Raw genomic sequence first — 18,959 nt, 5'->3', positions numbered from 1 at the left:
CACGTCGCGGGGTGCCTGCCACGTCGGGCAGGCGAGAGCGAGGCTCAGGCAGTGCTCTTGGCGCTGACCTCTTCGGCGGAGGCGGTGCGGTCCAGGATCGCCGAGGCGTGCGGGACCATCTCGCCATCGGCGGCGCGGAGATCCCAGCGCCAGAACAGCTGACTGTTCACCAGTCCGAACATCCGGGAGGCACCTGGATATTCCGCAGCGTGCTCGCCACGCATCACGGCGTCGGTGGCCAGCTGCAGCTGCGGGCCCTTGATCTTGCCGTAGTAGAGCTCCGAGATGCTTCCCGGATGGGTGATGGTCGCGGTGATCGCGAAGGATCCGTCCTGCTCCGCGAGCCGATCGACCTCGGCGGCGCTCTTATAGGCCGGGACCACGTCTCCGGGGTCCAGGCCGGGGCCGACGTCGGCGTCGGTGCGGGCGCGGTCCAACGACCAGAAACCGGTCTCCACCGAGAGCGGGCGCAGCCGTGAGCCCGACTCGTCGGCGAGCCAGGTCTCGGCGCGGTACTCGACGAACTCCAGGCCGGTGTCCCGGAAGGTCACGTCCTGGGTGAAGATCGGGTCGTCCTGCTCGCCGGAGCCCAGGCGGCCCTGGCCGCGCCAGCTGCCGAGCAGCCAGTACAGCGGGGCGAGCTCAGGAGTCAGGTCGGTGGGAAGCTCCATCGGGGCCATCGGCTCAGCTCCTCAGCGCGCGGGTGCCGCAGGCGTGTGCCTCGGTGCGGTGCGGGCGGATCAGCGCTGACCCTTGTACAGCCGAGAGATGACGGTCCAGGAGATGCCGGCGATCATCAGCGTCACCAGGACCAGCAGCCCGATGAAGAAGATCTCCAGTGCCAGCAGTGAGACGTTCTGCAATGCGAAGTTCATGGGTGAAAGTGTACAACTTCACACCAGCAGAAGACGCTCCGTGAAGTAGGTCAGCGCGCCCATGGCCGCGATCGGCGCCGCCCCGACCGCGATTCCGGAGAGAATCCCCTGCGGCGGACCCTGCGCCAGGAGGAATCGACGGAAGGAGGCCAGCAGCAGTCCGGCCACGAGTCCCAGCGTCCCAGCGAAGAGCAGGGTCAGCTCACCCCAGGCCAAGGTCATGCCGATGGCGGCCGCCGTGCTGCCCAGGACCACCAGCAGCATCGCCCAGGCGTGGGGCAGCGGGACCGCGGCCAGCAGGGTCGCGACGATCAGCGTGCCGGCGGCCAGCGTCACCACGGTCAGCTCTCCCGAGGCCCCCGTGACGGCGAGCAGGGTGGTGTCTTCCACCGGCAGCAGCCCGCGCACCGCGAGGATCCCCCGCGCGTCGTCGCCGGTCGCGTCGGCGAGCTCCACGGGATAGCGCAGACCGGCGATCCACCCGGCGCCGGTGGTCGCGATCAGCACGCCGGCACAGGCGCCGATGGTGGACTCCAGCCGGTGCGGCCGTCCGGTCCCGCGCAGCACCTGGATCAGGAAGACGCTCATCACGCCGAAGGCCAGCGCCACGGAGGACCAGAAGAAGAGGTCATCAGCCGCCCCCACGACTCCGGCGCCCAGCGCGGCGATGACACCGGCGCAGGCGATCACGGTGGAGAGCGAGCGACGGGCTGAGACGCCCATCAGCTGCGGCCACCCCAGCGCGATGAGGATCGAGAGCCCACAGACCACCAGGGTCATCGCGACGGTCCCGACCCAGGAGGCCAGGGCGAGCGCTGTCGCGGCGAGCAGGGCGGAGGCTGCGACTGGGATGTACTTCACAACAGGCCATCCTAGAGGTCGGCGCTTCACACGTCGCATATACTCAACTGCAGATCGCTGAATCACGTTTTCGCATTGTGAAATCACTGGCGTTGAAGACCGCTATCACCGTTGACGACCCTGCGGGACCCGGTGAAGATAGTGACCCAAGGGGAAGGAGTCATGCATGGCTCAAGTTCTGCTGCTCTCAGACACCCCGGACGACGCACTGCCGTCACTGGAGCTGCTCACCCACCGAATTCGCACCTTCCCCGCAGAGGCCTCCTCGATCGTGCGGGCGCCCAATGTGGACGTGACGCTGATCGACGCGCGCACCAAGCTCGCCCACGCCCGGTCGCTGTGCCAGCTGGTGAAGTCCTCGATGCTCTCCCCGGTGCTGGTGATCGTCACCGAGGCAGGACTGGCCACGCTGAACGAGTCCTGGCAGGCCGATGACTTCATCCTCGGCGAGGCCAGCCCGGGAGAGATCGACGCGCGGATCAGGCTGGCCGCAGTGGAGACCGAGGAAGAGACCCCGGTCGGGGAGATCCGCGCCGGTGGGATCACGATCGACGAGACCACGTACATGGCCACCATCAATGGACGCCTGCTGAACCTGACCTATAAGGAGTTCGAGCTGCTCAAGCACCTCGCGCTGCACCCGGGCCAGGTCTTCACCCGCGACCGGCTGCTCCACGACGTCTGGGGCTACGACTACTTCGGCGGCACCCGCACCGTGGACGTCCACATCCGACGGCTGCGTGCCAAGCTGGGCCCCGATCACGAATCCCTGATCGGCACGGTCCGCAATGTCGGATACCGCCTGGTGATCAGCGGGTCAGACTCCGCGACCCCGCCGGACGACGACCGGCGCGACGACGGCGCGGACGCCGCCTGAGCCGATGACCTGAGGGTTCAGCTCCGATACAGTGAGCCCATGAACCCAGGCGATGGCACCCCAGAAGACACCGAGCTCGCAGTGGTCGAGCTCAGCGACGGCGCACCCGATGCCGATCTGCACCATGCGCTGCTCGAGCTGGCAGCCGTCTCCGCCGAGGCGGACGCCAACCCGCCGTTCTCCGAACAGACGCTGGTGGAGCTGCACCGGGCCGCTGACCGGCGCGGTTCCGCGACGCCGGAGGCTGCCTCCGGCACCGAGGCATCCGACGACGACGCCGAGGCTCAGCGCAGCCCGCTGCGGATCGCCTACGCCTGGACCGATGCGCAGCCGGATTCCCGGCTCCTCGCCGGGGCCGGCGTCGTCGTCGAGGGTGCGCACGGGGCACCCGACGTGCTGGAGATGGTGGTCCGACCCGACTGCCGCCAGCGCGGCATCGGCACCGCCCTGGTGGAGGCGCTCACCGAGAACGTGCTCTCCCCCACCGCAGGCCGGGTGCAGCGCGCCTGGGCCCACGGCGAGCACGACGCCGCGGCGCGGCTGGCCCGACGCTACGGCTGGAGCCCGGTGCGCGAGCTCTGGCGGATGCGGCTCACCGACCTCGACGAGGCGCCGGCCCCCGAGCTTCCCGAGACCATCACGATGCGCAGCTTCCGCCCGGGAGTCGACGACGAGGCGTGGCTGGCTGCGAACGCGGCGGCCTTCGCCGATCACCCCGAACAGGGCCGGCTCACCCTCGAGGACCTGCATTCTCGGGTGGCCGAGGACTGGTTCGACCCCGAGGGCTTCCTGCTGGCATGGGAGGGCGAGGAGCTCGTCGGGTTCCACTGGACCAAGGTCGCCGACCCGGACCTCGGTGAGGTCTATGTGGTCGGCGTCGTGCCCACCGCGCAGGGTCGCGGCCTGGGTCGCAGCCTCACCCTGGCCGGGATCGAACACCTGCACCGGACCGGCCTGGCCGCCATCATGCTCTACGTGGACGCCGACAACACCGCGGCGGTGAAGCTCTACAAGAAGCTCGGATTCACCAAATGGGACGCTGACACCATGTACGCCCCGGCCGTGGAAGCTGCCGTGGAACCAGCCTGATATCTTGGTCTCTCGTGAGCTCCCCCGAGACCATGAGCCAGGTCCCCCGCCGCAGAACTGTCACGGTCTCCGATGACGGGCTCGATGCCGAGATCCTCGCCGCCGGCGCGCTGTGCTGGCGCATCCGCCGTTCCGAGCTCGAGGTGCTGGTGATCCACCGGCCCCGCTACGACGACTGGTCCTTCCCCAAGGGCAAGCTCGATGAGGGTGAGACGCTGCCTGAGTGCGCGGTCCGTGAGGTCCGCGAGGAGATCGGACTCAAGGTCCGCCTCGGCATGCCGCTGCCGATCACCCGCTACTCGGTGGGCAAGGCTCGCGGCGCCAAGAACGGCAACGGCGGGACCGCCGGCGGAGCCGGCAACGGCGGGAACGGCAACGGCGGGAACGGCAACGGCGGCAAGGACAAGGCCGTCTGGTACTGGGCCGCCCAGGTCGCCGAAGGCACCCCCGTCCCCGACGGCGACGAGGTGGATGAGACCGCCTGGGTCAGCGTGGAGCGGGCCCGCCAGATGCTGACCAACCGCGGCGACGTGCCGCCCCTGGACGAGCTTGAGCGCCTCCACGAGGACCGGCGGCTGCACACCCTGCCGTTCATCGTGCTGCGCCATGCCAAGGCGAAGCCGCGCTCCTCCTGGTCCCGGGCCGAGTCGGAGCGGCCGCTCGCGGCCACCGGCAAGCGGCAGGCCCGTGCGGTGGAGCGGCTGCTGATCTGCTGGCGGCCCCGCCATCTGGAGTCCAGCCCCTGGAAGCGCTGCGCCGAGACCATCGCGCCCTACGTCAAGGCCCATCGCAACCGCGCCACCTACCGGAAGTCGCTCACCGAGAAGCGCGCGGAGGCCCACCCGGAACGGTCCCGGGCCCGGGTCCGACGCTGCCTGGAGCTGCTGCTGCCGACGCTGATCTGCACCCACCGCCCGGTCCTTCCGCTGATCCTGGACACCATGAACGGCTGGCTGCAGGATCCTCAGCTGGTGCAGGCGATCCCGGATGAGGATCCGCATCTCCGCCCCGGCGCCGTGCTGGTGGCCCAGCAGGCGATGGATCGCGGCGGCGAGATCGTCTCGATCGAGGTCTACGAGCCCTTCGAGGACTGAGCTGCCCCACTGAGCTTCAGACGGAGGACGTCGGGGCCTGAACGTCACCGCCGGAGCGCTGACAATGTCGGACTGTGACGGTACTCTCAATGCATGAGTGCGCCGAAGAACGTCCATCCGACCGCCGAGCTCAACATCGACGAGGACCGGGGCCGGGCCGAGCTCTGGGACACCATCAACGGGCGTCGCACCTTCATCGGGTTCATCGGCTTCACCCCCGAGACGCTGCGCGGCCAGGAGGTCACCCTCCTGCAGCACACCATCGTCCACCCGCAGTACGGCCGGCAGGGCTACGCCCGCTGCCTGGTCACGCTGCTGCTGGACCAGCTGCAGGCCGAGGGCCGGCTCTTCGCCTCCGAGTGCACCTATGTCGACGCGTACCTGCACCGCTATCCCGAGTACCGGTCCCTGCAGGCCACATTCTCCTGACGCCCAGGCCTCACCGGTATGCTGTGGGGCGTGAACTCGACGATCCCCACCCCGTACGAGGACCTGCTCGCAGACGTGCTGAACACCGGCACCGCCAAGTCTGACCGCACCGGAACCGGCACCAGAAGTGTCTTCGGGCGGCAGATTCGGTTCGATCTCGCGGAGTCCTTCCCTCTGATCACGACCAAGCGAGTGCACTTCAAGTCGGTGGCCCTGGAGCTGCTCTGGTTCCTGCGCGGGGACTCCAACGCCCGCTGGCTGCAGGAGCGCGGCGTGCGGATCTGGAACGAATGGGCCGGCGAGGACGGCGAGCTCGGTCCGATCTACGGCGTGCAGTGGCGCTCCTGGCCGACCCCGGACGGGAAGAACATCGACCAGATCGAGCAGCTGATCGGCTCGCTGAAGACGAACCCCGATTCCCGGCGCCACGTGGTGAGCGCCTGGAACCCGGCGCAGATCGATGAGATGGCGCTGCCCCCCTGCCACATCATGTTCCAGTTCTACGTGGCCGACGGGCGACTCTCCTGCCAGCTCTACCAGCGCAGCGCCGACATGTTCCTCGGCGTGCCCTTCAACATCGCCTCCTACGCGCTGCTGACCCGGATGGTCGCCCAGCAGGTCGGACTCGAGCCCGGGGAGTTCATCTGGACCGGCGGAGACTGCCACATCTATGACAACCACGTCGAACAGGTCCGCGAACAGCTCTCCCGCAGTCCCTTCCCGGCGCCCACCCTGGCGATCACCCGCGCCCCGGACTCGATCTTCGACTATGAGTTCGAGGACTTCGAGGTCCGTGACTACCAGCACCACCCGGCGATCAAGGCGGCCGTCGCCGTATGAGTGGGAATCCCGACACGGCGGAGATCGGCATGATCTGGGCGCAGACCCACACCGGGGTCATCGGCGACGCCGGAGCCATGCCCTGGCACCTGCCTGAAGACATGGCGCACTTCACGGCCACCACGCGCGGCGCCGCGGTGGTGATGGGACGCCGGACCTGGGAGTCCTTCCCGGCGAAGTACCGACCGCTTCCTGGGCGTCAGAACATCGTGATCACCTCTGACCAGCACGCCGCCGAGCAGATCCGCGAGCTGGGCGGCCACCCCGTGGCCAGCTTGGACGAGGGACTCGAGGTCGCCTCGGGCTCCGCGGCCGAGAAGATCTGGATCATCGGCGGCGGCCAGGTCTACGCCGAGGCCGTGCAGCGCGGACTCGCCGACCTCGCGGTGATCACCGTGATCAAGAGCTCCGCCTCGGGCGACACCTCGGCGCCGGCGCTGACCGAGGACTGGGAGCTCACCCAGCGCGACCCCGCCGCCGGCACGCATCAGGGCGCGAACGGGCTGGAGTACCGCATCGAGACCCACCGACGGAATCGTGGGCTGACCGAGACCACCAGTCCCAGCCGGCACGCTGTCCTGAACGCGGACCAAGGCGCTGCCCGGTCCGCCGACCAGGGCGCTGACCGGAAGGCGGACGAGGGAGCTGACCGGAGCGCTGATCAGCGTCAGGACCAGGCCGCACAGGCGACGTCCACCAATCTGATGATGCTGGGGCTCGGCGGCTATCTGATCCTGCCGTTCCTGGCCCTGTTCACGGTGACCCTGGGCTTCGTCCTGGTGCTCAACGACCGGATCCTGCCCGGGCTCGCCTTCCTGTTCGTCGCGCAGATCTGGGTGGCCGGCGGGCTGTGGGCGCATTTGAAGCGTCGTCGTCTGCTGCAGGAGATCAAGGAGGCCAGGGGCGCGTCAGCGACCCCTGAGGCCCCCGGCGCCGCGGGCTGACTCTGACTCGCTGAGTCGACTCCGCTACCCTGGAGGCATGACTTCTGCAGTGAAATCCTCCGTGTCCCCTGCCCTCTCCGCCGTCCCCGGCGAGACCCCCTCGGTGGGTCTCATCGGTTGGCGCGGCATGGTCGGCTCGGTGCTGATCAACCGGATGCTCGAGGAGGGCGACTTCGCCCACATCAACCCGGTCTTCTTCTCCACCTCCAACGCCGGCGGTCAGGCACCGAGCTTCGACGGGGTCACGCCCGAGGAGACCACGCTGCAGGACGCCTTTGATCTGGACACCCTGGTCAAGCTGCCGATCATCGTCACCGCCCAGGGCGGGGACTACACCTCCGAGGTGTACCCGAAGCTGCGCCAGGCCGGGTGGAACGGGATCTGGATCGATGCCGCCTCCACGCTGCGCATGGCTGAGACCTCGATCATCGCGCTGGACCCGATCAACCGCGACGTCATCGACGCCGGACTCGCCGCAGGCGTGAAGGAGTTCATCGGCGGCAACTGCACCGTCTCGAACATGCTGATGGGCCTCGGCGGGCTCTTCACCAAGGATCTGGTCGAGTGGGGCACCGCCATGACCTACCAGGCGGCCTCCGGCGGCGGCGCGAAGCACATGCGCGAGCTGCTGAACCAGTTCGGCACGCTGCACTCCGCGGTCGCCGAGGACCTCAGCGACCCCGCGGCCGCGATCCTGGACATCGACCGGGCCGTTCTCCACGCCCAGCGCAACGACCTCGACGCCACCCAGTTCGGGGTTCCGCTGGCCGGCTCGCTGATCCCCTGGATCGACGCCGATCTGGGCAACGGCGTGGCCAAGGAGGAGTGGAAGGCCGGGGTCGAGACGAACAAGATCCTGGGACGCGGCGACAACCTCGCCCCCGGCGTGACCTCCCGCGGCGCGGCAGTGCCCTTCGACTCGCTCTGCGTCCGGGTGGGCGCGCTGCGCTCGCACTCCCAGGCGCTGACGCTGAAGCTGCGCGAGGACCTGCCGCTGGCCGAGATCGAATCGATCGTGGCCTCAGGCACCGAGTGGTCCACCTTCGTCCCCAACGAGAAGGAGGCGACCGTGGCCCAGCTGACCCCGGTGGCGGCCACCGGCTCGCTGGACATCCCGGTGGGACGCATCCGCAAGCTCGAGATGGGCCCGGAGTACATCTCCGCGTTCACCGTGGGCGACCAGCTGCTCTGGGGCGCCGCGGAGCCGCTGCGCCGGATGCTGCTGATCAGCGTCGGCAGGCTCTGACTAGAGCGCGTGTCCGATCAGCACGGGCTCTTCGTGCATCGTGATGCCGAAGGCCGTGTTGACCTGGTCCCGGGCGGCCCGGGCGACGGCGAGCAGGTCGTCCGTGGTCGCGGAGCCCCGGTTGGTCACCGCGAGCGTGTGCTTGGTGGAGAGCGAGGCGCGACCACCGGCGATCCCGGTTCCCTGCGTCCCGCGCCCGGCCACCGGCCCATCGGGCAGCCCGAATCCCTTGCCGCAGCCGGCGTTGTCGATCAGCCAGGCGGCTGAGAGCTTCACCAGCGGGCTGCCGGCATCGTCGACCCCGGCGGAGAACCTGGGCGCCCCGTCGGGAAGCGACGCGGCGACCTCCCGCGGGACGATCGGATTGGTGAAGAAGGATCCGGTGGACCAGGTGTCATGGTCGCCTTCGCTGAGCACCATGCCCTTGCCCTGCCGCAGCCCCAGCACCGTGCTGCGGACCTGTTTCAGCGGTGCGCGGCGCTCGTGGTCCGCGCTCTCGGCATCCAGGCCGAGGGTCCGGGCGAGCTCGCCGTAGCGCACCGGGGCGGAGAGTCCGTCGGGGCGGTTCTGCAGCATGAAGCGGACCTGGAGCACCACGTAGCGCGGCGAGCCGTGCACGGTGGTCTGTTTCAGCACCGAGTCCCGGTAGCCGAACTGCAGCTGCTCATTGGTGAAGCGCACCAGCTCCCCGCGCGATCGGTCCCAGGCCTGGATGTCTTTGAGCGTATGGGCCACATCGGCGCCATAGGCGCCCACGTTCTGCACCGGCACAGCGCCGGTGGCGCCGGGAATCCCGGAGAGCGCCTCGAGCCCGGTGAGCCCGCGGGCCACGCTGAACCGGACGACGTCGTCCCAGTCGTGTCCCGCTGCGACGCTCAGCAGCACGTCACGAGCGCCATGGGCCTCCGTGCTGATCCCGTGGAACGCCAGCTGCAGCACGGTGCCGGGGAACCCGTCCTCGGTCACCAGCAGGTTCGATCCGCCGCCGAGCACGATCAGGGTGTCCTCGCCGCGCTCACGTGCCGCCTGATCCGGCAGCGGGTGCTCTCGGAGCACCTCCACGGCCTGTTCCTGGGTGTCCGCTCGGATCCACCGACCCGCGGGGCCGCCGACGCGGGCGGTGGTGTGCTCGCTGAAACGACGGGGGGATGCGTGGGGAGAACTGTCAACACTGGTCACAGCGCAGAAGCCTACCTGGAGTGGCTGGAATGGGCATCTGCGCGGCGTGTACTCCAGGTTGCGCGTCGATGAACAGCCGGAGAGATCGGGGCGCCGCCGAGGCGGACCCGACCCCGGGTGCGGTCGGCCCTATTCGCCCAGCGGGTTCAGCACCCGGCGCAGGAAGTCCTGGGTGCGCGGCTGCTGGGGAGCCCCGATGACCGAAGACGCCGGACCCTCCTCGACCACGAGGCCCTGATCCATGAACACCACGCGGTCCGCGACCTCGCGGGCGAAGCCCATCTCGTGGGTCACCACGAGCATGGTCATGCCGGCCTCGGCGAGCTCGCGCATGCTGGCGAGCACGTCGCCGACGGTCTCGGGGTCCAGGGCGGAGGTGGGCTCGTCGAAGAGCATCAGCTGCGGCTTCATGGTCAGCGCCCGGGCGATGGCGACCCGCTGCTGCTGTCCGCCCGAGAGCTGATCGGGGCGGCGCTCGGAGAGGTGCTTGAGCCCGACGGCGTCGAGCTGGGCCAGCGCCTCGGTCTCTGCCTCGGCCTTGGACTGTCCCAGCACCCGGCGCGGGGTGATGGTGCAGTTCTCCAGCACGCTCAGGTGCGGGAACAGGTTGAACTGTTGGAAGACCATCCCGATCTGCCGACGCATGGCGTCGAGATTGACGTCCGGATGGGTGGCTTCGTGCTCGCCGACGGTGATGGTCCCCGCGTTGGGGGTCTCCAGCCGGTTCACGCAGCGCAGCAGCGTGGATTTGCCGGAGCCCGAGGCTCCGATCAGGCAGACGACCTCGCCGGGCGCCACGCTCATGTCGATGCCCTTGAGCACCTCGTTGTCCCCGAAGGACTTGTGCAGCCCGGTGATGGTCACCCCGGCGGCAGTCGTGCCGTGCCCGCCGGACACGTCTTGGGCCGACGCCGCGGCGGTGGCCCGGGTCGGGGTGGAGGCGGCCGGCGTCTCCCCCGGCGTCTGGCTCTGGCTCTGGCTCTGGCTCTGGCTCATGTTCGCGTCCATCTCTACTTCTTCCCCGTCCGGGGGGTGCGGTGCTCCATACGGCGGGCCAGCAGCGACAGCGGCACGGTCAGCAGCAGGTAGCAGAAGCCGGCGACCACCAGCGGGGTCAGTCCGGCCTGGTAGATGTTGATGCCGTCACGGCCCATCTTGGTCAGCTCGGCGGCGCTGCCGGCCATACCGACCACGAAGATCAGCGAGGAGTCCTTGGTGAGCAGGATCGCCTCATTGGTCAGCGGCGGCAGCACGATCCGGAACGCCTGGGGGATCTGGATGGTCACCATGGCGCGCCAGGCAGGCATGCCCAGCGCGCGGGCGGCCTCGAGCTGGCCCTTGGGCACAGCCTGGAGGCCGGCGCGGAGGGTCTCCGCGATATAGGCGCTGGCCACGATGGCCAGGGCCGAACCGGCGATCTGCAGGGTGGAGAGGTTCCACCCGAACGCCAGCGACGCACCGAAACCGAGCGCGATGAACACCAGGATCGCAGGGATTCCTCGGAAGAACTCGATGTACGCGGTGGCCACCCACCGGTAGACCGGGAACGAGGACATGCGCATCAGCGCCAGCAGCGTTCCGCCCAGCAGACCGAAGATGAAGCCCACCACCGTGTACTGGACGGTGTTGAACAGTCCGACGGTGATGATCTCCGGGAACATCGGTCCCAGGTTCTCAAAGGCGAAGAAGCTGCCGCGGATCGCGGTCCAGTCGATCAGGATGGCCAGCACGATCACGACTGCAAGGAAGATCCCTGCCTGGATCCCGAGGCTCAGTCGCGCTCGGTCACGGGTTGTCATTGCCATGAGGGTTATTCGTCACCCTCGTCTTCGGCGGGCTCGTCTTCAGCAGCCTCGTCATCGGTGGTCTCTTCGGCGTCGCCCTCTTCAGGGGTGTCACCCTCGAGGAACCAGGTGTCCTCGAGCTCTTCCAGCTCGCCGGAGGACTCCATCTCGGCGAGCGCCTCGTTGACCGCCTCGATCAGCTCGGTGTTCTCGCTCTGCGCGGCGATGCCGAGCTGCTCGCCGGTGTCGATCTCCTCGATGAACTCGGAGGTGTCGGACTCGCCGGCCTGGTAGCCCAGGATCGAGATGTTGCCGATTGCAGCGTCGACCTGACCGGATTCGAGACCCTGGATCAGCAGGCCGGAGTCGGAGTATTCGCGCACCTCGTAGCCCTGCTCCTCGGCGTAGGTGGCGCCCGTGGTGTCGGCCTGCACGCCCACGGCGAGACCTTCGAGGTCATCCAGCGAGCTGACGTCTGCCGCGGTGGCGGCGAGCAGGCCGAGGTTGTCGTCGAGGTAGGGCTCGGAGAAGAGCATGTTGCCTGCGCGCTCCTCGGTGATCGTCATGCCGGAGATCGCAATATCGCAGGTGTTGGAATCGAGGGCGACGCCCGACTGGATCCCTTCGAAGCCGGTCTGCACGATCTCGAGCTCCGCGTCCATGGACTCCGCAATCGCTTCGGCGATGTCGATGTCGAAGCCGACGACGTTTCCGTCGCCGTCGAAGTACTCGAACGGCGGGTAGGGGACGTCGGAGCAGACCTGGAGGGTGCCGGCGTTGTTGAGCATCTCCCCACCCTCCTCGCTGGACTCGCTCTCGTCGCCGCCGCCACAGGCGGTGAGGACAAGCGCTGCCAGCGCGGAGGCGCCGACGGCCTTGGCCGCGGTCTTGTGCATAGCCATATTGGAATCCTTAGGTTGATCGGCCGAAACCGAAGTCAGACGGTGTCCGCGATTATACGGTGAAGCTGTGTTTCAGCCCTATGTCGGCCCGGTGGGAGCTAGACGGCGTGTTGCACACGCGTGGAGCCGGCCGCGCCGTCCCTCGACCTGCACCCTCGGGCGAACTAGAACTGCACCACGGCCTGGGACTTCGCGAGCACCTTGGTGCGCACGGCCTCCCCGGACTGGGGTGCTCCTGCCGCGGCGGTCGGCTCGGCGACGGGATCGCTGAGCAGCTCCACGCTCAGGTCCACCCGGACGCTGCGCCGCTCCGTGTCCACCGCGCCGATCTTGCCGCTGATCTGGAGCCGGGCGGTGGGAGTCTCGGGAGACCCCGACTCCGCGTCCGGCACCGGGACCGGTCTGGTGAACCGAGCCTGATAGTCCACGACGGCGCCCGGGTCGCCGGCCCAGACGCTCACCAGGTCCACGGCGGATCCCATGGTGAGCATGCCGTGGGCGATGACTCCCTCGAGGCCGACCTCCCGGGCGAAGCGGTCGTTCCAGTGGATCGGATTGTGATCCCCGGAGGCGGCGGCGTAGCGGATCAGGTCGGCGCGGGAGAAGCTCAGCTCGCGGCTCCCGATCTGCTGACCCTTCTCGAGCTCTTCGAAGACCGGCGTGCTCATGCGGCGTCCTCCTCATCGCGGACCAGCAGGGTGGAGGTCACGGTGCTTCGAGCGGCGCCGTCCTCGGCGCTGATCTGCACCACCGTGGTGACCATCGCGCCGGCGCCCATGGTGCGGATCCGTTCCAGGGTGACCTGGGAGGCCAGCGTGTCTCCGGCCTGGATGGGGCTGTGATGGGTGAAGCGCTCCTCGGCGTGGACCACCCGGGAGAAGTCGATGCCGGCCTCGTCGTCGTTGACCACCGCCGCCTCGGCGCGCTGAGCGATGACCACGGCGAAGCTCGGCGGCGCGATCAGGTCACGGTGGCCCAGCGCCCGGGCGGCGTCGACGTCGTGGTGCGCGGGGTGCACGGCCTGGACGGCGAGCGCGAACTCGCGGATCGCCTCACGGCTGACCTGGTACGGCTCGGCGGGCGGGTAGCGGTGACCCTGCCGGTCTGGGTTGATCATTCAGTCGTCCTTCGCTCGACGGGAGAGGAACTGGACCGCCTGGCGCCGGCGCAGTCCGATGGAGATCAGGTGACTCAGGATCCCGACGCCCAGGAAGACCAGGCCCGTGCTGCTCAGCGCACCGGCGGTCTCCCCTGAGTCACGCAGCATCGCCAGCACCACCAGGGTCACGCCCACGGCGGTGGAGGCCATTCCCAGGACCAGGGTGACCCGGTACGCGCGCGTCCCGCTGCTCCACGGGTCGAAGGACTGAGTGTTCACGTGGGTGAGCTTACAGGCCGCGGCGAGGCGATCTCGAAAAACCTCACACCCGGCCGGACCGACTATGAGGCTGGTTTATCGCGACCGAAACTCGCCGCTCCACTCGCGGAAACACGGCCTTGTCAGAGTGGAGCCCTCACCACCGGACCTGAATGGACCACCGTGCGGCCCCGCCCCGCGAGACCCCAGGAAGCAGGACATCGCGATGAACCCCCAGATCCCCACCACCGAGGCTCCCCGCACCAGTCCGACCACCGAGGCTGCGGCTGAGACCAGGGCCGCGGCGCCGACCGATCGGCTCGTCGTCGAGGACGGCCGCTGGATCACCAACTGGCAGCCCGAGAACTCCGAGTTCTGGGAGGGCCCCGGGCGGCCGACCGCACGGCGCAACCTGATCTGGAGCGTGTTCTGCGAGTTCCTCGGGTTCGCCGTCTGGCAGCTCTGGTCGGTCACCGTGGTCTTCCTGCCCCTGGTCGGCTTCGATCTGACCACCTCCGAGCAGTTCTGGCTGGTCTCGCTGCCGCCCCTGGTCGGTGCGACCCTGCGGGTGCCCTACAGCTTCATGGTGGCGATGATCGGTGGTCGCAACTGGACCATCATCTCCGCGCTGCTGCTGCTGATCCCCACCATCGCGATGGCGCTGACCCTGGGCAACCCGGAGACCCCGACCTGGGCGCTGTTCGCCATCGCCGCGGCCGCCGGGTTCGGCGGCGGAAACTTCTCCTCCTCGATGGCCAACATCACCTACTTCTACCCGGCCAAGGAGAAGGGCGCGGCGCTGGGCGTCAACGCCGCGGGCGGCAACCTCGGCGTCGCCGTCGCCCAGTTCACCGTGCCGATCGTGGTGACCGCCTTCGCCTTCGGCGCGCTGCAGCCGAACCTGCCGGCGGCCGGGCTGTTCTGGATCCCGTTCATCCTGCTCGCCGCCTGGGGTGCTCGGAAGTACATGCACAACCTCTCCCACGCCAAGAACGACATCAAAGGCTCGCTCTCGGCGCTGAAGGAGAAGCACCTGTGGATCATCTCGCTGATCTACATCGGAACCTTCGGCTCCTTCATGGGCTTCGGCTCGGTCTTCCCGACCCTGATCAACATCCAGTTCCCCGAGTTCTCGAGCTTCCAGCTCCTCGGCGCGGCGCTCTCACTGGCCTTCCTGGGCCCGCTGGTCGGCTCGCTGGCCCGGCCCTTCGGCGGCAAGCTCGCCGACCGGATCGGCGGCGCCCGAGTGACCATTGCCAGCTTCCTGGCCATGGCAGGCATCACCGCCGCCGTGGTGCTGACGCTGTCGATGGCGAACTTCTGGATCTACCTGCTGCTGTTCCTGGCGCTGTTCACCCTCACCGGGGTCGCGAACGGGTCCAGCTACCGGATGATCCCGGTGGTCTTCAAACTCTCGGTGGACCCTGCCGACCGGGTCGGACACGAGCGCAAAGCCTCCTCCGCACTGGGCCTGATCGGCGCGATCGGCGCCTACGGCGGCTTCGCCATCCCGCAGATCCTGCGCATCTCCAACGAGTCCACCGGCTCCTTCGACACCGCGTTCTGGGTCTTCGCCGCCTGCTACGTAGCCCTGGCCGGGCTCACCTGGGCCGTCTACATGCGCCCCGGCACCGTCTTCGCCCGCGCGAACGTCTGATGCCTGCCCCGGCGAACGCCCGAGAGGTCAGCACCCACTGCCCGTACTGCGCGCTGCAGTGCGCCATGACCCTGCAGATCACCGAGGCGCCTGAGCCCGGCATCACCGTGGAGGGCGCCCGGTTCCCGACCAACCGTGGGCGGCTGTGCCGGAAGGGCAGCACCGCCGCGGAGCTGCTCGGCTCCCGCACCGACCGGCTCCGCACCCCGCTGATCAAGCAGACCGACGACGACGGCGCGCGCAGCTTCCGCGAGGCCTCCTGGGAGGAGGCGCTGGACCTGATCGCGGAGCGGCTGCGCAGCATCCAATCCGCCCACGGCCGGGACGCCGTGGGGGTGTTCGGATCGGGCAGCCTGACCAATGAGAAGACCTACGCGCTGGGGAAGTTCGCCCGGGTCGCGCTGGGGACCTCACAGATCGACTACAACGGCAGGTTCTGCATGTCCTCGGCGGCGAAGGCCTCCACCGAGGTCTTCGGACTGGACCGCGGCCTGCCGTTCCCGCTCACCGATCTCGACGCCGCCTGCACCGTGCTGCTGCTGGGCTCGAACGTGGCAGACACCATGCCGCCCTTCGTGCAGCACCTCGAGGGAGCCCGGACCAAGGGTGGGCTGATCGTGGTGGACCCGCGCAGCAGCACCACCGCGCAGCTCACGGCCGACGGCGCGGGCTTCCATGTGGCTCCGACCCCGGGCGGGGACCTGGTGCTGCTGCTGGCCCTGGCCAACGTGCTCTTCGAGGAGGGCTACACCGATCAGGACTATCTGGCGCAGCGGGTCCGCGGCGCCGACGACTTCCGCCGGTCCGCTGCGGCCTGGTGGCCCGAACGGGCCCAGGCCGCCACCGGAGTCGGGGCGGACCAGATCCGCTTCATCGCCCGCCGCCTGGGATCCGCCGCCGTGGAAGCCCGCCGCGGCGGGGACCCGGTGTTCATCCTGACCGGACGCGGGGTGGAGCAGCACCGCGACGGGACCGACACCGCGCGCGCCGCGATCAGCCTGGCGCTGATCCTGGGGCTGCCCGGCGCCCACGGCGGCTATGGCACCCTCACCGGCCAGGGCAACGGGCAGGGTGGACGCGAGATGGGACAGAAGTCGGACCAGCTCCCGGGACTGCGCTCGATCACCTCCCCCACCGACCGCGCGCACATCGCCGGGGTCTGGGGCGTGGCGCCCGAAGCGATCCCGGGTCCCGGAATCCCCGCCACCCAGCTGCTGCACACCATGGGCACCCAGACCGAGCACGGTCCGGCCGGGGTCCGGGCGCTGCTGGTGCACGGCTCCAATGTGGCAGTCTCGGCACCCGACACCTCCCGGGTGCTGAGGAACCTGCGCGCCCTGGACCTGCTGGTGGTCGCCGACTTCTTCCTCTCCGAGACCGCCGCCGAGGCCGACGTCGTCCTGCCGGTCCTGCAGTGGGCCGAGGAGGACGGCACCATGACCAGCCTGGAGGGTCGGCTGCTGCGCCGGCGTCGAGCGGTGGACCCGCCCCCGGGCTGCCGCTCCGAGCTGTGGATCTTCGCCGAGCTGGCCCGCCGACTCGGCACCCCCACCGGCTTCTCGACCGATCCGGCCGAGGTCTTCGAGGAGATCCGCCGGGCCACCGCTTCAGCGCCGGCCGACTACTCCGCGATGAGCTGGGAGCTGCTCGACGCCGGGCACGCCGGGTACTGGCCGCACCCGGCCACTGAGGTGCAGGGCGTCCGGGTGCCTGCCGCGGCGATACCTGCCGGGGCACCTGCTCCCCGGGAGGGGCTGGCCGGCGAGCTGACCAGCACCGGTGAGCCGATCGTCGGGACCCCGCGGATGTTCGGCGAGCGCTTCGCCCACCCCGACGGCCGGGCGGTGCTGCGCGCGATCCGGCCGCGCGCCCAGGCGGCGCCGCGGGCCGATGAGCTGACCTTCACCACCGGGCGGCTGATGGAGCACTATCAGTCGGGCAACCAGACCCGGCGCGTGCCGGCGCTGGACGCGGTGCACCCCAAGGTCACGGTGCAGGTCCACCCCGCCACCGCGCGTCAGTTCGGGCTGGTCGAGAACGGATTCGCGGTGGTCGAGAACGCCCAGGGCGCACTGACCGCCAAGGTGGTCTTCGATGCCGGGATCCGCGCAGACACGATCTTCTCCCCCTTCCATTTCGCCGGCCGGAGCGCGGCGAACCTGCTCACAAGAGGCCTGACCGATCCGGATTCGAAGATGCCGGAGTTCAAGAGCACCCCGGTCCGGATCCGTCCCGCCACGTCCCTGGAGGCAGCCGCATGACCCGCTCCATCCCCCACGTGCTGGTGCTCGGGTTCGGTCCGGTCGCCGCGCGGCTGATCGATGAGCTCCTCGAGGAGGTCTCCGGCGGGGCTCTGCGGCTGACCGTGATCGGGACCGAGGCCGAGCCGGCCTATCAGCGGATCCGCATCGGGGACGTCTCCGTGGGCCGGATCCAGCCCGCCGACCTCGCCCTGACCGACCTGGGCGCGCTGCGCGAGGCCGGCGTCGAGGTGCGAACCGGGGTGACCGCGACGGCGATCGACCGCGAGACCCGGCAGGTCATGCTCGAGGACGGCGGCACGATCCGCTACGACCGGCTGGTCCTGGCGACCGGTGCCGAACCCATGACGCCCAGCTTCGAGGTGGAGTCACGCCGCGGTGGTGCCATCGATGCGGAGGTGCGGCCGAGCGGGATCCCCGACGGGATCCTGGCCCTGCGCGAGATGGGCGACGCGCTGCGCCTCGCCGAGGTCGTGCGGCGCGGCGAGCCGGTGATCGTGCTCGGCGGAGGCGTGCTCGGCGTCGAGGCGGCGCTGGCGATCGCCGAGGTGGGCGCCCCGGTGACCCTGGTCCACCGGGGCAATGTGCCGATGAACCGGCAGATCGACACCGATGCCGGGATGCTGCTGCGCCGCGAGCTGATCCGCGCCGGGGTCCAGGTGCGGGCCGCCGCCGACATCACCACGGTGATCGCTGAATCCGGCAGCCTGTGCGCTGTGCGCACCTCGTTGGGTGAGAAGCTGCCCGCCGCGCTGCTGGTCACCTGCACCGGCGTCCGCGCCCGGGACCAGCTGGCCGCGGCGTCGGGTCTGCCCACCCGGTGGGGCGTGATGACCGATGAGGCCTGCCGCAGCGTCAGCGATCCGCAGATCTTCGCGATCGGCGACTGCGCGACGGTGGCGGGAAAGGTCTCTGCGGGGCTGATCGCCCCCGGCTGGGAGCACGCCGGGACCGTGGCGCAGACGCTGCGGGAAGACCTGGGGCTTCAGCAGCCGCTCGAGCGCGATGCCGCCGGGGCCCCGGTGGAGCTTGCCGCCGCCACCGGACTCGACGTCATCCTGTTGAAGTCGCACACGTTGAACATCGCCTGCGCCGGCTCCACCGACGTGGATCCCTGGAACCCCGACTCTCCCACCGTCTCCACCTGGTCGGATCCCAAGGGCGGACAGTACCTGCGCATCGTCTCGGAGGAGGACCGGCTGCTCGGATTCGTCTCGGTCGGGATGCCGCGCTCGGCCGCTGAGCTTGCCATGCATGCTGGCCGCGGGACGATGCCGGTGGCCGACCGGACCGCGCTGCTGGCCGCCGAGCACGCGACCCGCGAGGCGCAGCTCGGCCCGCAGGACGTGCTGTGCCGCTGCGCCGGCACGACCCTGGCCCAGGTGCAGGACGCGGCCGCCTGCTCCTCCAGCGTGGCCGAGGTCGGCACGGCCTGCCGGGCAGGCACCGGCTGCGGCACCTGCCATGTGCAGATCGAGAAGCTGCTGCGCGCCGAGGCGCAGCAGCTCCCGGCAGCGGTGAACGCCTGAGCGGCGTAGCCGGCGAGGCGATCAGCCGGCCAGAA

20 protein-coding genes and 1 pseudogene are annotated in these 18,959 nt (G+C 69.6%); 11 read left to right on the top strand and 10 right to left on the bottom strand.

Features of this window, described 5'->3' with window-relative positions:
• Positions 1–44: 44 nt before the first annotated feature.
• From BCL67_RS01845 to BCL67_RS01840, 3 genes are read right to left on the bottom strand one after another with little or no spacing between them, the layout of a single operon-like run.
• On the bottom strand, positions 45–680 hold the full coding sequence (locus tag BCL67_RS01845) for a nitrobindin family protein (protein WP_106121777.1): 636 nt from the start codon (positions 678–680) through the stop codon (positions 45–47).
• 60 nt (positions 681–740) lie between these two features.
• Complete coding sequence (locus tag BCL67_RS15705) at positions 741–875, bottom strand: hypothetical protein (RefSeq protein ID WP_255342456.1); 135 nt, start codon at positions 873–875, stop codon at positions 741–743.
• A gap of 18 nt (positions 876–893) precedes the next feature.
• Positions 894–1,736 carry a hypothetical protein gene (locus BCL67_RS01840; protein ID WP_106121776.1) on the bottom strand — a complete coding sequence of 281 codons (843 nt, stop codon included), beginning with the start codon at positions 1,734–1,736 and terminating at the stop codon, positions 894–896.
• Positions 1,737–1,902: 166 nt separating this feature from the next.
• Between BCL67_RS01840 and BCL67_RS01835 the strand changes: the two genes are divergently transcribed.
• From BCL67_RS01835 to asd, 8 genes and pseudogenes are all read left to right on the top strand, one after another.
• Positions 1,903–2,613: a response regulator transcription factor gene (locus BCL67_RS01835; protein WP_106121775.1), complete on the top strand. Its 711-nt coding sequence runs from the start codon at positions 1,903–1,905 to the stop codon at positions 2,611–2,613.
• Between the two features lie 39 nt (positions 2,614–2,652).
• A complete protein-coding gene (gene mshD / locus BCL67_RS01830; protein ID WP_106121774.1) occupies positions 2,653–3,702 on the top strand; it encodes a mycothiol synthase in 1,050 nt (349 codons plus the stop codon).
• Positions 3,703–3,716: 14 nt separating this feature from the next.
• The gene (locus BCL67_RS01825) at positions 3,717–4,796 is read left to right on the top strand and encodes an NUDIX hydrolase (protein ID WP_308737935.1); all 1,080 of its coding nucleotides are present in this window, start codon (positions 3,717–3,719) and stop codon (positions 4,794–4,796) included.
• A 93-nt stretch (positions 4,797–4,889) separates the two neighbouring features.
• Positions 4,890–5,225, top strand: coding sequence for a GNAT family N-acetyltransferase (locus BCL67_RS01820; RefSeq protein ID WP_106121773.1), 336 nt, complete (start codon positions 4,890–4,892; stop codon positions 5,223–5,225).
• Positions 5,226–5,255: 30 nt separating this feature from the next.
• The gene (locus BCL67_RS01815) at positions 5,256–6,065 is read left to right on the top strand and encodes a thymidylate synthase (RefSeq protein ID WP_374955617.1); all 810 of its coding nucleotides are present in this window, start codon (positions 5,256–5,258) and stop codon (positions 6,063–6,065) included.
• 29 nt (positions 6,066–6,094) lie between these two features.
• Positions 6,095–6,598, top strand: a pseudogene (locus BCL67_RS15960) (dihydrofolate reductase); the annotation flags it as partial.
• 171 nt (positions 6,599–6,769) lie between these two features.
• Positions 6,770–7,009: an NF038396 family protein gene (locus BCL67_RS15955; RefSeq protein WP_374955620.1), complete on the top strand. Its 240-nt coding sequence runs from the start codon at positions 6,770–6,772 to the stop codon at positions 7,007–7,009.
• Positions 7,010–7,046: 37 nt separating this feature from the next.
• Complete coding sequence (gene asd / locus BCL67_RS01805) at positions 7,047–8,255, top strand: aspartate-semialdehyde dehydrogenase (RefSeq protein WP_106121770.1); 1,209 nt, start codon at positions 7,047–7,049, stop codon at positions 8,253–8,255.
• Here the strand turns inward: asd and BCL67_RS01800 are convergent, their stop codons facing one another.
• The 7 genes from BCL67_RS01800 to BCL67_RS01770 all read right to left on the bottom strand — a co-directional run bounded on the left by BCL67_RS01800 (position 8,256) and on the right by BCL67_RS01770 (position 13,498).
• Complete coding sequence (locus BCL67_RS01800; protein ID WP_106121769.1) at positions 8,256–9,434, bottom strand: UDP-N-acetylmuramate dehydrogenase; 1,179 nt, start codon at positions 9,432–9,434, stop codon at positions 8,256–8,258.
• A gap of 129 nt (positions 9,435–9,563) precedes the next feature.
• Positions 9,564–10,430: an amino acid ABC transporter ATP-binding protein gene (locus BCL67_RS01795; RefSeq protein WP_106121919.1), complete on the bottom strand. Its 867-nt coding sequence runs from the start codon at positions 10,428–10,430 to the stop codon at positions 9,564–9,566.
• 14 nt (positions 10,431–10,444) lie between these two features.
• Positions 10,445–11,239 carry an amino acid ABC transporter permease gene (locus tag BCL67_RS01790; protein WP_106121768.1) on the bottom strand — a complete coding sequence of 265 codons (795 nt, stop codon included), beginning with the start codon at positions 11,237–11,239 and terminating at the stop codon, positions 10,445–10,447.
• Between the two features lie 5 nt (positions 11,240–11,244).
• The gene (locus tag BCL67_RS01785) at positions 11,245–12,120 is read right to left on the bottom strand and encodes an ABC transporter substrate-binding protein (protein ID WP_258174678.1); all 876 of its coding nucleotides are present in this window, start codon (positions 12,118–12,120) and stop codon (positions 11,245–11,247) included.
• A 164-nt stretch (positions 12,121–12,284) separates the two neighbouring features.
• On the bottom strand, positions 12,285–12,788 hold the full coding sequence (locus tag BCL67_RS01780) for a MaoC/PaaZ C-terminal domain-containing protein (RefSeq protein ID WP_106121766.1): 504 nt from the start codon (positions 12,786–12,788) through the stop codon (positions 12,285–12,287).
• Entirely contained in the window at positions 12,785–13,237 is a 453-nt protein-coding gene (locus tag BCL67_RS01775) for an FAS1-like dehydratase domain-containing protein (RefSeq protein WP_106121765.1), read from the bottom strand. Before BCL67_RS01775 ends, BCL67_RS01780 begins: the two co-directional genes overlap by 4 nt.
• Positions 13,238–13,498 (bottom strand): hypothetical protein, encoded by a 261-nt coding sequence (locus BCL67_RS01770; RefSeq protein WP_106121764.1) that lies wholly within the window; start codon positions 13,496–13,498, stop codon positions 13,238–13,240.
• A 205-nt stretch (positions 13,499–13,703) separates the two neighbouring features.
• Here BCL67_RS01770 and BCL67_RS01765 point away from each other — a divergent pair, with 205 nt between their 5' ends.
• Genes BCL67_RS01765 through BCL67_RS01755 form a run of 3 tightly spaced genes read left to right on the top strand, consistent with a single transcriptional unit; the run spans position 13,704 to position 18,924 of the window.
• Positions 13,704–15,134: an MFS transporter gene (locus BCL67_RS01765; protein WP_106121763.1), complete on the top strand. Its 1,431-nt coding sequence runs from the start codon at positions 13,704–13,706 to the stop codon at positions 15,132–15,134.
• Entirely contained in the window at positions 15,134–17,395 is a 2,262-nt protein-coding gene (locus BCL67_RS01760) for a molybdopterin oxidoreductase family protein (protein WP_106121762.1), read from the top strand. Before BCL67_RS01765 ends, BCL67_RS01760 begins: the two co-directional genes overlap by 1 nt.
• Positions 17,392–18,924: an FAD-dependent oxidoreductase gene (locus tag BCL67_RS01755; protein ID WP_106121761.1), complete on the top strand. Its 1,533-nt coding sequence runs from the start codon at positions 17,392–17,394 to the stop codon at positions 18,922–18,924. The genes BCL67_RS01760 and BCL67_RS01755 overlap by 4 nt, the downstream gene beginning before the upstream one ends.
• The last annotated feature ends 35 nt before the right edge of the window (positions 18,925–18,959 follow it).

The organism is Nesterenkonia sandarakina (genome assembly GCF_003003175.1).
GTDB lineage: Bacteria > Actinomycetota > Actinomycetes > Actinomycetales > Micrococcaceae > Nesterenkonia > Nesterenkonia sandarakina_A.
This window is presented reverse-complemented; position numbering and strand designations above follow the sequence as displayed.